The 13,525-nt window shown below is 46.6% G+C and carries 8 protein-coding genes; 4 read left to right on the top strand and 4 right to left on the bottom strand.

All coding sequences use genetic code 11. The features are described 5' to 3' along the window. Nucleotides 1-4: 4 nt before the first annotated feature. The 4 genes from C0638_RS02635 to C0638_RS02620 all read right to left on the bottom strand — a co-directional run bounded on the left by C0638_RS02635 (nt 5) and on the right by C0638_RS02620 (nt 4,922). A complete protein-coding gene (locus C0638_RS02635; RefSeq protein ID WP_013369676.1) occupies nt 5-1,342 on the bottom strand; it encodes a response regulator in 1,338 nt (445 codons plus the stop codon). Continuing rightward, the gene (locus C0638_RS02630) at nt 1,317-2,768 is read right to left on the bottom strand and encodes a sensor histidine kinase (RefSeq protein ID WP_013369677.1); all 1,452 of its coding nucleotides are present in this window, start codon (nt 2,766-2,768) and stop codon (nt 1,317-1,319) included. The genes C0638_RS02635 and C0638_RS02630 overlap by 26 nt, the downstream gene beginning before the upstream one ends. Continuing rightward, nucleotides 2,765-3,763, bottom strand: a complete 999-nt coding sequence (locus C0638_RS02625) for a substrate-binding domain-containing protein (protein WP_013369678.1) — start codon at nt 3,761-3,763, stop codon at nt 2,765-2,767. Before C0638_RS02625 ends, C0638_RS02630 begins: the two co-directional genes overlap by 4 nt. Before the next feature lie 313 nt (nt 3,764-4,076). After that, complete coding sequence (locus tag C0638_RS02620) at nt 4,077-4,922, bottom strand: Cof-type HAD-IIB family hydrolase (protein WP_013369679.1); 846 nt, start codon at nt 4,920-4,922, stop codon at nt 4,077-4,079. Between the two features lie 265 nt (nt 4,923-5,187). On the opposite strand from C0638_RS02620, the gene C0638_RS02615 reads away from it, so the two are divergent. The 4 genes from C0638_RS02615 (at nt 5,188) to C0638_RS02600 (ending at nt 13,391) form a co-directional block, all read left to right on the top strand. Beyond that, nucleotides 5,188-6,702 carry an alpha-glucosidase/alpha-galactosidase gene (locus tag C0638_RS02615; protein WP_102163325.1) on the top strand — a complete coding sequence of 505 codons (1,515 nt, stop codon included), beginning with the start codon at nt 5,188-5,190 and terminating at the stop codon, nt 6,700-6,702. A gap of 585 nt (nt 6,703-7,287) precedes the next feature. Further along, nucleotides 7,288-9,441, top strand: coding sequence for a glycoside hydrolase family 6 protein (locus tag C0638_RS02610; RefSeq protein WP_102163324.1), 2,154 nt, complete (start codon nt 7,288-7,290; stop codon nt 9,439-9,441). Between the two features lie 173 nt (nt 9,442-9,614). After that, a complete protein-coding gene (locus C0638_RS02605) occupies nt 9,615-10,550 on the top strand; it encodes a nucleoside hydrolase (protein WP_102163323.1) in 936 nt (311 codons plus the stop codon). Nucleotides 10,551-10,715: 165 nt separating this feature from the next. Continuing rightward, nucleotides 10,716-13,391 carry a PAS domain S-box protein gene (locus tag C0638_RS02600; protein WP_058711155.1) on the top strand — a complete coding sequence of 892 codons (2,676 nt, stop codon included), beginning with the start codon at nt 10,716-10,718 and terminating at the stop codon, nt 13,389-13,391. Nucleotides 13,392-13,525: the final 134 nt, after the last annotated feature.

Raw genomic sequence — 13,525 nt, 5'->3', positions numbered from 1 at the left:
TCTGCTATTTTTGGCTTTTGAACTCTGTGGGAGGAACGCCCGTGATCTTCTTAAAGACGCGGCTAAAATAGTTCGGATCCTTATAACCCACTTCAAAGCTGATTTCCTTCAGAGCAAGGTTGCCCTCCTTGATCAGAGAAATAGCTTTATTAATCCTTAGCCGGGTTACGAAGTCGATGAACGTTTCTCCGTATTCCTGTTTGAAGATTTTGCTGAAGTAGTGGGGATTCAAATGGACGAAATCAGCCACCTCTTCCAACGAAAGTTCATCGTTGAAGCGTTCCTCGATATACATTTTTGCTCTGCCTAGCATAGTCAGTGTTTGAACCTCCCGCTGTTCGCGTATCCGTTGCAGTGCTGATATGACGTACGTCTGCTGAAGCATTCCATTCTCCGCTTTGACGGCAAGCTCAGAGGCGTTTCCAGCCTCTGACGACTTCAGTTCGTCAAAGTGGCAGTAACCTCCATCACGCTTGCGTAGGGTGGAGGCAAAAACGGCTTCAAAATAGGACTTGCGAAGTCCTTCCTCGCCGCTATGCAGTGAGCCGATTCCAATAGCCGTTTTCATGCCAAATTGCTGCTGGGCCAGCTCGGAGAGCTGCTGAACAAGGTGCTTAATCAGTTGGCGCCAGTCGTTTTCGCTGGTGGCAGCTGGTTTTTGTAAAAAAGTGGCTACATGATGGTCAATCAGGGAGCTCACAATGGAATTTGGACCATGTGTTTTTACATAGCTTCGGAAATGATCGTAAATTTTCTTTTTGTCCTGCTCGTCTGCATATCCTTCAAAGGCAGCAATGATGGCGCTTCCCTGATCAAGAGGAAAGTCCAGCCATTCCGACAGTTGGGAAGCGCTCGAATCCACCGTCTGGTCGACCATAAGCATTAAAGCCAGCTCATTTTCTGCGAGCGGCATTAGCTGTGAGATTTTGTGCCTAAGCTCCAATTCTTCCGTGCGTGCTCGCTTCTCGCATTCAATTTCTTCAATCAGTCGTTTCAGTGTACTGATGATTAGTTCTCGCTTCGCTGGCTTCAGAATGTATTCTTTTACGCCCAAAGAGAGCGCCTCACGTGCATAAGCAAAATAATCATATGCGGTGACGAGCACGAAACGGGTATCAGGAAGACGCTCCTTTAATTCACGAAGCGCTTCAAGCCCATCGATTCCGGGCATATTGATATCCAGAATGGCAATATGGGGACGGTGCTCTTCTGCGCATTCGATCGCCATGCGGCCGTTGTCGGCATGAATAAACCGAAATACCCCCGGCATCGCCCGTTCCACTATCAATTCAAGTCCTTCCCTCTCTAAAGCTTCGTCATCCGCGATCAACAACCGATACATTCGTCTGCTCACTCTCCTTCTTGACTGGGATTCGTATTGTTATGGTAGTACCTAGTCCGGTATGGCTACGGATTTCAACCATTCCTTCCTTTTCGTAGAACAACTGCAGCCGCCTAAACACGTTTTGCATTCCAAGTCCCGTTGAACTGCTGCTTTCAGCTCCGCCTTCAAGACGGAGCACGGACAGTCGGGTTTCTTCTGTCATACCCTTTCCGTTGTCCGAAATTTCAATTTGCACATCCTCGCCCGCTCTCGACAGCGTCAATGTGATAATGGCCCCGTTTTCCATATCTGCTACACCATGAAGAAAGGCGTTTTCAATAAACGGCTGAATCGTCAAGGCCGGAATTTGCTGCTGAAGTACGGAAGCGTCAAAGTGAAGATCAAAGCAAATTCTGTCCCGGAAGCGCGCCTGCTGGATGGTCACGTATTCGTTTATATGATTCAGTTCCTCCTGGAGAGTTACGGGTTTGTCCAGCTTTTGCAGACTGTACCGTAGTAGATTGGACAGCGAAACGATCAGGTCGCTGGTCTTCTCCGCCCCTTCCAGGATCGCCAGTTTGGAGAGCACATTTAAGGTATTGAATAAAAAGTGCGGGTTAATTTGATTTTGCAGAGCCAAAAGCTCTAGCTCCTTCACAAGCCGCCGCATTTCCAGACTCTGTTTATCTTTTTCGATAAGGATGCTCAAATCAGCAGACATTTGCGAAATGGCGTCCGCCAATACGCCTAGCTCGTCATCCCGTCGCGGTTGGGGTTGGGGCTCGATATTCAGATCACCTGTGGCGATTCGCTTCGCCAGTCTGACAAGTCTGCCGACAGGGCCAGTAATGCTGCGCGAGATCCAGATGGCAAGCAAAACACCCATCAGCGCGTTCATGCCGAACAACGCCATTCCCAATCCGTTCATTTGCTCATTCTTGTTCCGGATGTTCTCGATGATCGGTCGGTAATAAGCCAGTTCAGCATCGATCAGTCGCTGGCCCTCCTCATGAATATAGCTGACGGTTTTCTCCGCTTCAATATAATGTTCAAAAGCCGATTGAGGATCTTGTGCCTTTGCATCCAGAACTGCGGCTTGTTTCTGTTCAAGAAATGTGGCTAACAGATTCATGTAGTCCTCCTCGGCAAAAGAGGGATCGGTCGAGTCGGAGACTTCCTGGATTCTGCCTTTTAGCTGTTTCAATTGGTATTCTGTTAGGCCCTGCACATCCTTATCGTCTCTTGGATTGAGCAGATAGGCATATAGGAGATTTAAGTTGCCCTCCGCCGATTCGGAGGTTTGCTCGATGAGAAGAATGCGGCCAAGCATTTCATTGTAGCTCTGTTGTACAACCTTTCCACTTTGGAATACGAAATAAGCGATGATATTGGCAAACACAACTAGAAGAGGGATGAACAGAAGCAGCTTCTTTCTGATCGTCATCGCTTGTTATCTCCAGACATGTCATCGGGAGTGTCTGCATGCACTTCATAAACTCTGGTATATGTTAATTCCTGAGGATGACTCCCCTTTAGATAATCATTCAGCAATTTTATGGCCTTGGCCCCCATTTCCTCTGGCTGTTGCACAATGGTCAGTTCGATTTTGCGATCTTTAATAGCTTTCAACGTTTCGGCCATATCGTCAAAAGCAAAAATTTGCAAGTTCTGCGCTCCACGCCGTTCTGTAGCCTCCAGAATGCCAAGGCCGTCCAGCGCACTGAATCCGACCATGTAGCGAATCTGCGGATAATGGGTGAGCATGTTCTGAGCTTGCTGGGCTGCCTGAAGCCGTGAAATATTTGAGGAGCGAATCTCCACAATGCGGAGCTTGGGATAGCGGCTGATCACGGAACGAAATCCGGCAAGCCTGAGCCGCTGATTCTCGACGCGCTCGCTGCTGATCATCACTCCAATATCGCCACGCTCCCCAGAGGCCTTCGCCAACAGCATGCCCATCTGTTTTCCTGCTCCTTCGTTATCCGTTCCAACGTAAGCTAGTCTCCGGGAGTCCGGCTCATCCGTATCGATCGTGATGACAGGTATGCCAAGTCCGGCCGCTTTGTCGATTAATCGGCGATACTCTGGATCATTTATCCCTTGAACCAGAATCGCATCCGCCTTGGCGGCGATCGCTTTATCCAGCAGTTTGATCTGCTCGGACGGATTAATGCGGTCCGGTCCGATATAATCGAGCCGTATACCGTACTGCTCCGCTTCCTTTCGAGCTCCTTGTTCGATTGAGCGCCAGTAATAATTGTCCAGCTCTTGCGATATCAATACCACTTTTGTATCGGAACCCCTGTCGTTTGGTGAAACCGTCTTCAATTGTTCTGTAAATTGGTGAATTTGAAGAGAAGACAGAGTGAACTGAAAGAGCAGCCAGGCAAATAGCAGGAAGACGGGAATAAGGATAAATGTCCATTTACGGTTTGACATGTCTTGCTCCTTTGGGAATATTTAGAGACACAACTCATTATACAGTAAACAAAAGAAGCGCACGCAGCTATCGCCAGCATAAGTGCGGTTATTGAGGGATGGAAGTCGAGCAGGCACGAAGTGAATTCCGTGGAAAGATAGCATTGCTAATTCGGCAACATGGAGATAATTTAAAATGATGAACTAATTATGAAACAAATTGAGAAAATACAAAAATAAGAATACTGCAATTTAAATAGGCCCCTGCCAGTAGGATTAGGACATTTTAAGTCCAGAAACTGCTGCAGGGGCTTAAGTATAAAAAATAACATCGCTAAATCAGACTATGCTTTTTAAAGCTGTGAAACAGTCCATCTTCATCCACAGCATCCGTAATGTCATCTGCAATGGCTTTGAGGCCCGGTTTGGCATTTCCCATGGCAATTCCTAGCGCACAATATTCAATCATTTCAGCATCGTTCATCCCGTCTCCGATAGCAATGGTGTCTTCTTGGGATCTTCCCAGATGCTCAATAAGCTTTTCAATAGCTACGGCTTTATGAATACCGGGAACCATTAGCTCACCACTGTCTTGCCCGAAGGCAGATACAGTACATTGAATAACCTCAAATTTCCCTGCGAATTCCTTTTTGATTTGTTCGAAAGGAACATTTTTGTTTTCCAAAAAACATGCTTTGTTCACGTCACTACGGTATAGGTTGTCCTCGCCTATAGTTAGGCCGGTGATAAAAGGATGCGGGCGTTGTTCTTTTTTTTCTCTGGCTACGGGATCATTGTCCACATCTCCATAGATAAGCCGTTCTACATGGGGCAAAAAGTTTTTACTCGCAAACAACCCCCCGTTCGATTCCAAATAAAAGTCCAAATCATGCTCATCAAAGTAATCGACCATATGTCTAACATCTTCATCCGATACTTTGTGGTGATATAACATCTCACCTTCAATTTCTACAAAGCCACCGCCAGCTCCGATGATCCCGTCAAAACCGATCTCCATGATAAAATCATAAATCTCCGCTTTGGATCGGCCAGTGCATAAATAAATCAGATGTCCGTTTTTTCTCGCTTCGATACATGCTGTTTTTGCAGATTCGGGAATCATACCGTCATCATCCACTAGCGTTCCATCTATATCTAAAAAAATAATCTTTTTGTTCATCTTAGGGCTACTCCTTGCTCTCCAATATTTTCTTTTATGTTACTACATTTATCGCACTTAAAGTACATATTGAACTGAAGAAACATTACACAGAAAGAGAGAGATGGGATGGAACGAAGTGGAAAAGGGCAACCCTCTGCTAACGCGAAAGTTAGGATTTTAGACACTTAAGTGCGAAACTGGTCATGATTTTGATAACGCTTTCCGCAGGCATATTGCTACAATGGCGGTATATTACAATTCTAATTACCGGAGGTTGAATGCCGTGTCATTTAAAGTAGCTTTTATTGGAGCAGGAAGCATCGGTTTTACCCGTGGAATTTTGCGGGATCTGTTATCGGTACCGGAGTTTAACAATATTGAAGTGGCTTTTACGGACATCAGTCAGCACAATCTGGATATGGTTACTGAACTGTGTCAACGGGATATTCGTGAGAATGGTTTGTCCATACAAATACAGTCCTCTACGGATCGAAAGGTAGCTCTAAAGGATGCCAAATATGTCATTTGTACAATCCGTGTCGGCGGTCTGGAAGCTTTTGCGACCGATGTGGATATTCCGCTAAAATACGGTGTGGATCAATGTGTGGGCGATACATTATGTGCAGGAGGCATCATGTATGGTCAGCGTGGTATCGCTGAAATGCTGGAGATTTGCAAAGATATCCGCGAGTTAAGTGCACCGGATGTACTGCTGCTGAACTACTCGAACCCCATGGCAATGATGACCTGGGCGTGCAACAAGTACGGCGGCGTGCGTACGGTTGGTCTATGTCATGGCGTCCAGAATGGGCATCACCAAATTGCCGAGGTGTACGGTCTGGAGAAGCAGGATGTGGACATTGTATGCGCAGGGATAAATCACCAAACATGGTATATTCAGGCCTCGCATAAGGGCAAGGATCTGACAGCCGGACTGCTGGAGGCATTTGAACAACATCCTGAATTTAGCCGCACCGAAAAGGTACGCATCGATATGCTTCGTCGTTTTGGCTATTACAGCACAGAGTCGAATGGTCATCTCAGTGAATATGTGCCTTGGTATCGTAAGCGTCCGAATGAAATTCTGGACTGGATTGACCTGGGCAACTGGATCAACGGAGAAACAGGCGGCTATCTGCGTGTATGTACGGAAGGACGCAACTGGTTTGAAACAGATTTCCCGAACTGGATGAAGGAAGAGCCACTGGAGTACAAGGCAGAGAGTCGCGGTGAAGAGCACGGCTCATACATTATCGAAGGTCTGGAAACAGGACGTGTATACCGGGGACATTTTAATGTTATTAATCATGGGGTAATTTCCAACTTGCCGGACGATGCGATTATTGAAGCCCCTGGATATGTGGATCGAAATGGCATTTCCATGCCGCATGTTGGAGAACTGCCGCTCGGTCCTGCTGCCGTGTGCAATGTTAGTATTTCCGTTCAGCGTTTGGCTGTCGAAGCGGCTGTACATGGAGACGATAAGCTGCTGCGCCAAGCGTTTATGATGGACCCGTTAGTGGGCGCGGTGTGTAATCCAAAAGAAATTTGGCAGATGGTCGATGAGATGCTGGTGGCACAGGAGGCATGGTTGCCGCAATATGGAGCAGCGATTGCCGAGGCGCGCCAACGTTTGGCTGCAGGCGATCTGATTCCAGCCCGACCTTATGAGGGAGCAGCGCGGCTTAAGGTGAAGACGGTTGAAGAAATGCAGCTGGACCGGGATGCTGCCAATAAAAATGCAGGACAATCCGACAAAGGCAAGGATCGCGAAAAAGTGCAGAACAGCAAGGCGTAACAGCTACTTGGTACAATTGAAGTAACGCTCATTCTATGGCCTGTTAATAAACAGAGACGGATGGAACAACAATAAGAGGGTGTTTTCATGACCATAGGTCTGGAACACCCTTTTTGCTGTCGATAGATTTAACGATTTGGCGTAGCTGGCAACCTGAGGTTTATCATTGTCGATTTGGGCTGGCGGAAATTAAAGAATACAGTCTTGTTTTTTATGAATCCACTCTTTTACTGTCGACTCTGAATCTCCTGAGAGCTTGTCATAGCAGGGAAGTTCAACAAGTGATAGAACCGATCTTAGAAAAAGAGGCACCCTGCCGGACCGTCGTTGTGGCAATTCAAATGCCTAATTAATAATTGTAGTCCTTAATTTATTCAATTTACAGCAGATTTCCAGCTCACTATAATCTAACATAGGAGGTGACAAAAAGGGGAAAATGTGAGCGCATGAACAAATAGAAAGCGCTTACCTTTCACAACTATGAACGCTACTTTTTCTAGGGAGAGAGTAGGCGTAACACACATTTAATCATATAACAATCAGGTGCCGACATAGGAAGATTCAATAAAATCTACGGAAAGATAGGTGAAGCAATTGAAAACAAAGCAAGTGCTTCGTAAAGGAATGAAGTATGCTTTTGCGCTATCACTCGTCGCAAGCAGCTTTCTACCAGGTGCAGGATTTACGGATAAAATACATGCAGAATCCCATGTCGATAATCCATACCAAGGAGCGACAAAATACGTTAACCCTGATTATGCGGCTAGTGTCGACACATCGATTGCCAAGGTTACGGATGCGAACCTGAAGGCAAAAATGCAAACGGTCAAAACGTTCCCGACAGCCGTATGGCTTGATCGTATTGCTGCTATTAACGGCGGTGGGGGCAAGCTTGGCTTGGAAGCGCATTTGGACCAAGTATTGGCGCAAAAGAAAGGCAACACACCGATTACGGCGGAATTCATTGTGTATGATCTGCCCGGACGAGATTGTCATGCCTTGGCTTCCAATGGTGAATTGCCGTTGACCCAGGCAGGTCTGGAAACGTACAAAAAGGATTATATTGACAAAATTTCTTCTATTTTTGCGAATCCCAAATATAAGGATATTCGCATCGTAGCGATCATTGAACCGGACAGTTTGCCAAATCTGGTAACCAATCTGGATACTCCCCAATGTGGACAAGCCAAATCTACAGGAATTTATGAGGCTGGCGTTAAATACACAATGAATAAGCTGAACGAGATTCCGAATGTGTACAAATACGTGGATATCGGTCACTCTGGCTGGTTAGGTTGGGATAACAACCGTGCAGCAACGGTATCTCTGTTTACAACTATCTTCAAAGATACTAGCAAAGGTCTGGCCAGTGTGGATGGCTTTATCACGAATACAGCCAATACTTCACCGTTGACAGAACCGAATCTGCCTGATCCCAACCTGAATATTGGCGGGCAGCCGATCAAATCGTCCAAATTCTACGAATGGAATCCTAATTTCGATGAATCGGATTTCGCTGAGTCCTTGCATAGAGATTTTGTCAATGCAGGCTGGCCAAGCTCGCTCGGCATGTTAATTGATACCGGCCGTAATGGATGGGGAGGACCTAACCGTCCGACTTCCGCAGTCGGCAATGATATTAACTCCTATGTAAACTCAGGTCGTGTGGACAAACGTTCGCACCGTGGTAACTGGTGTAATAGCAGCGGAGCAGGGATGGGAACACCGCCACAAACGGCTCCAGCTGGCCATATCGATGCCTATGTCTGGGCGAAACCTCCGGGTGATTCCGATGGTTCCAGCTCACTCATTCCGAACGATGAGGGTAAAGGCTTTGACCGTATGTGTGATCCTACCTATACAACCAAGGATGGCACATTAACAGATGCTTTGCCGAATGCACCTATTTCAGGAGCATGGTTCCATGATCAGTTTGTGATGCTGGTACAAAATGCGTACCCTGCAATCGTGCCTTCCAGTGGTGGTGTGGACCCAGCGCCTACAGCTCCAGCTGTACCTTCAGGCTTAAAGGCTACTGTGGGTAATGCGCAAGTAACGCTGACTTGGGATGCGTCTACGGGTGCCGAAAGCTACACCGTAAAACGTGCGACTAGCGAAGCAGGCCCTTTTACAGCCGTGGCGCCTCTTGTAACAGCAAGAGAGTACACGGATAAGGGACTGACGAACGGAACAACATACTTCTATGTTGTAAGTGCTACGAATGCGAAAGGAACAAGTAAGGATTCAGCAACGGTAAGCGCTGAACCAAAAGGTACACCGACAGATCCAACCGACCCTACAGATCCAGCGGGTGATCTGGTGGTAATGTATCGTGCTGGGGACACGGATCCAGCGAATAACGCTGCCAAGCCTTTCTTTAACCTGAAAAATAAAGGTACAACACCCGTGAAGCTGAGCGAGCTGAAAATCCGCTATTACTTCACAAAAGATGGCAGCCAAGAACTGCAATCTGCGGTAGACTGGGCGCAAGTAGGTAATGATAATGTGCTGCGCACCATTAAAGACAACTATATTGAAATTGGGTTCAGTGCGGCAGCCGGCACGCTTGCTGCTGGAGCGCAAACAGGTGATATTCAGATCCGCATGAACAATAGCGACTGGTCTAATCTGAACGAATCCAATGACTATTCCTTCGATCCAACCAAAACCTCTTATGCTGAATGGAACAAAGTAACGTTGTTCCACAACGATAAGCTGGTATGGGGAATCGAGCCTTAGGATTTGGCCAGAACATGTGCCCTTGAGTGATTAAAAAGTGGTAAAAGAAGGCTACGGCATAACTGTCGTAGCCTTTTTTTAACGTCTTCAAATAAAGAATTCGATGACCAAGGGAATAAGCATTCAAATTGTGTATAATGAAAAAAGAATGCTGTTCTACTGTGGAGGTCATCATGAGCAAAAAGTTAATCTTAGATGTAGATACTGGCATTGACGATGCGCTTGCTATTGCGTACGCAGTCCATTCGCCGGAATTGGAGCTACTTGGTATTACAACCACCTTTGGCAATATCTCGGTGGAGGAGGCAACACGTAACTCACTGATCCTGCTGGAAAAACTGGGGGTAGAGGCTCCGGTCGTGTCGGGCGCTCACAAGCCGTATGCCCGTGAGCTGTTCAAGCCATATTCCCGTCATATTCATGGTGAAGACGGCATTGGCAACCAGCTAAAAGGAGCGCCGTCCCGTCAGGCAGCGTCTGGAGATGCGGCTGATTTTATCATTGGACAGGCTCGTCGCTATGAAGGCAAGCTTACACTTGTAGCTGTGGGACCGCTCACCAATCTAGCGATTGCTCTGGATCGTTGTCCGGAATTGCCTCAATTACTTGACCGCCTCATTATTATGGGCGGCGCGGTCACGGTGAAAGGGAATGTAACTCCAACGGCAGAAGCCAATATTTATGCCGATCCAGAGGCAGCAGCCTATGTGCTGGGAGCAGGTTTTCCGCTTACGCTTGTTGGGCTGGACGTTACCATGCAAACCCTGCTTCTCCAGCAGGAAGTGGACAAGTGGCGTGAGCAAGGGACTGAGCTTGGTATGTTTATGGCGGATATGACCGACTTTTATATGGAAGCCTATCGCAATTTCAGACCTGGTATTGCAGGCTGTGCATTGCATGATCCATTAGCCGTAGGGTTAGCTATTGACTCCAGTTTTGTGGAGACGCGTCCAATGCACATTGCCGTTGAGGTAGGGGATTCCACCGAGGTTGGTCGCACCCGAGAGGTACAAAATGAGACTGAAGCTCAAACGCTGACTACGATTGATGTGGCACTTAAAGTAGACGCTGAGCGATTTTTGCGTCATTTTCTTAGCCGGGTGGTATAAAAAAATAATCTAAAGATTGCCGATGAACCTGCATCGGCAATCTTTTGTGCATACATGTTTTAATGGCTTTCATCTAGAGGAGGGCTCTCCTCAATAAAAATCCCATATCATGTTAGAATAGGTATAGTTAGAAAAACTGCCGGACCACAGAGGAGGAGATTCATTGTGTTTTCTGCTGCTCAACGACTGCCTTTGCTGGAACATATGTATAATCATGCCCCGACAGGAATCGTGATTTTGTCGAGGGAGGGGAAGTGTCTGTATGTCAATCCCGCCTTTTGCAAAATGGTCGGATATGAGCAGGAGGAATTACTGGATATCCGATATTACCATCTCTTGTATAATGAGGCTCAGGATCAGCAAGGGCTGAGGGAGGCCTATGCAGGTTGGCTAAAGGCTACGGATCAAGTCTACAAGACAGAGCTGCGTTTAAAGCATAAACGGGGAACAACTGTCTGGCTATCGCTGGAATTAACCATATTTGATGATGAGGCTACCGAACAATCTTATTTGATTGCGTATGCAATGGATGTCACGGAGAAAAAGGACATGGAGCAGGTGCTTTCGGACAATGAGGATTTGTACATGTTGATTACCGAAAATACGCCGGATGTCATCTCTTACAGCACGGCAGACGGCATACTTCAATATATTTCTCCTTCGGTGGAAAAACTCCTTGGCTATACGAAGCAGGAAATGCTCGGCAAAAAACGGCTTCAATTTTACCATATCGAAGATGCCGATTACATGCGTGTACATGGAATGTTCAAGGAAACAGGCATCATGAAGCGGCGTGTACGTCATAAGGACGGGCATTATTTGTGGCTGGAAGTATCGTACCGTATTATTCGGGATGAACAGGGCAAGATCAAGCGAGTTCTATCCATCGGACGGAATATCACAGAGCGCCAGAAGAGCGAGGAGAACCTGGCAAAAGCTCAACAGTTGGCGATGTTCGGCTCATGGGACTGGGATCTGGTCAACAATGTTATGCATTTTTCCAAGGAATTTCGCAGCATATTTGGCTATCGTGTCAAGCCGGTTGAAACAAGTATTGACGCTTTCATGAAGGCAGTTCATCCCGAAGATACTGAACGGATGAAGCAAATTATCAACAACGTGATCTTAAAGGGAATTCACGAAGAAACCTTTTACCGGATTGTATTGCCCAATGGGGAACAGAAGGTACTGCGTTCGATCTGGGAAGCTGAGATGGACGAGCATGCAGGCAAGCCTGTTCAAGTAGTCGGGATGATACAGGATGTTACAGAGCACCGGGAAATCGAGCAGCGTCTTCGTGAAAGTGAAAACCGTTATAAGTCACTATTTCAGCATAATCCACTCGGGATATGCGCCATGAATATGGAAGGTCATATTTTGAGCGTGAATCCGAGTTTGGAGAAGCTTACGGGTTATACGAGGGATGAGCTGCTTGGAACTGAAATACTTGTAATGGCTTCCTCTGAGGAACAGGACAAAATCAAACGACATATCGAAATGGCCAAACAGGGGGAGACACAAACCTATGAATCGGAATTCATACATAAGGAGGGGGAGCGTCTATTCATCAAGATGACTAATATCCCGATTTTCGTGCAAGAAGAAATTGTAGGCTGCTACGGGATTATAGAGAATGTTACCCCTCTTAAAAACTACATTGCTCAGATTGAAAAGCTCAGTAACGAGCATTCGCTTATTTTGAATGCAGTATCCGAAGGAATTGTGGGTTTGAATACCGAAGGACATGTCCGCTTTATGAACCCGGCAGCCGTTGAGATGTTCGGCATAGGATCAGCCAACCCGCTGAACGGTTCATGTATAGACGTGATTCGCCATGCTGACGAAATAGGCAGCCATTTTCCGGACGAGCAGGCTTCTATTCTCCAAGCGATTCGCAGCGGAGCTTCTTATCAGGCAGAGGAAGCTGTATTTTGGAAAAAAGACGGGTCCAGTTTTCTGGCTTCTTATCGAATCAGCCCTTTGATGGATAACGGCGAGCGAAAAGGAGCTGTGATGGTTTTTGTAGACAGGACGAATGAAAAGGAGATTATTCGGGCCAAGGAGTCTGCGGAACGCGCCGACCGGGCCAAGTCAGAATTCCTGTCTGTGATGAGTCATGAGCTCCGTACACCAATGAACGGCATTATAGGCATGGCCGGGTTACTGGCAGACACGGAATTAGATGAGGAGCAACGTAGCTATATCGATATTATTACCAGCAGTAGCAACGCTTTAATGCAGATACTAAATGAGATACTGGATTTGAGCAAAATCGAAGCTGGCAAAATGTCGTTGCTGCATGAGTCTTTTGTACTGGAGGATGTGGTTGGCAGTGTAGCTGACCTATTTATGACACAGGCTATGGAAAAAGGCATCCAGCTAGAATGGCATGTAGATCAGGAAATGCCAGGGATGCTGGTCGGTGATCATGTGCGTATCCGACAGATATTGGTGAACTTGGTGAGCAATGCGATCAAATTTACGGAGCGAGGGCATGTAAATATTTTTGTGGAGAGAAAGGCTTACAGCCGCCGTAAAAAGAAATGCCTAATTGAGTTTAGTGTAACTGATACTGGAATCGGCATCCCGGCAGATCGTCAGCATTTGTTGTTTCAGCCTTTTTCCCAGCTTCATCCGGCATTGAACCGGAAATATGGAGGGACAGGCCTCGGCTTGTCCATCTGCAAAAACCTGGTCAAGCTAATGGGAGGTTCCATTGGTGTGGATAGCAACGAGGCCAAAGGAGCAACATTCCGGTTCCAGCTGGATCTTAAACTGCCGGAAGGGCAAACGCTTGCCAATATAAGCCGTGATCAGCCTTATGATTCAAAGGAAGGCTAAAAAAAGACATAGCCGTGATGCATCCTGCATCACGGCTATTTTCGTAAGAAATGTCCAAAGAAAAGATTGACAATCTGTTCTAACTGTACTATTAATGATAGTACAGTTAGAACGGTTGAACATGTATAAATGAA

Source organism: Paenibacillus sp. lzh-N1 (genome assembly GCF_002872435.1).
GTDB lineage: Bacteria > Bacillota > Bacilli > Paenibacillales > Paenibacillaceae > Paenibacillus > Paenibacillus polymyxa_C.
This window is presented reverse-complemented; position numbering and strand designations above follow the sequence as displayed.

Bases quoted from the DNA above. Each gene is read 5' to 3' on its own strand.
- C0638_RS02605 (WP_102163323.1), top strand. From the start codon at position 9,615: ATGAGCAAAAAGTTAATCTTAGATGTAGATACTGGCATTGACGATGCG.
- C0638_RS02635 (WP_013369676.1), bottom strand. From the start codon at position 1,342: ATGTATCGGTTGTTGATCGCGGATGACGAAGCTTTAGAGAGGGAAGGA.
- C0638_RS02620 (WP_013369679.1), bottom strand. From the start codon at position 4,922: ATGAACAAAAAGATTATTTTTTTAGATATAGATGGAACGCTAGTGGAT.
- C0638_RS02625 (WP_013369678.1), bottom strand. From the start codon at position 3,763: ATGTCAAACCGTAAATGGACATTTATCCTTATTCCCGTCTTCCTGCTA.
- C0638_RS02630 (WP_013369677.1), bottom strand. From the start codon at position 2,768: ATGACGATCAGAAAGAAGCTGCTTCTGTTCATCCCTCTTCTAGTTGTG.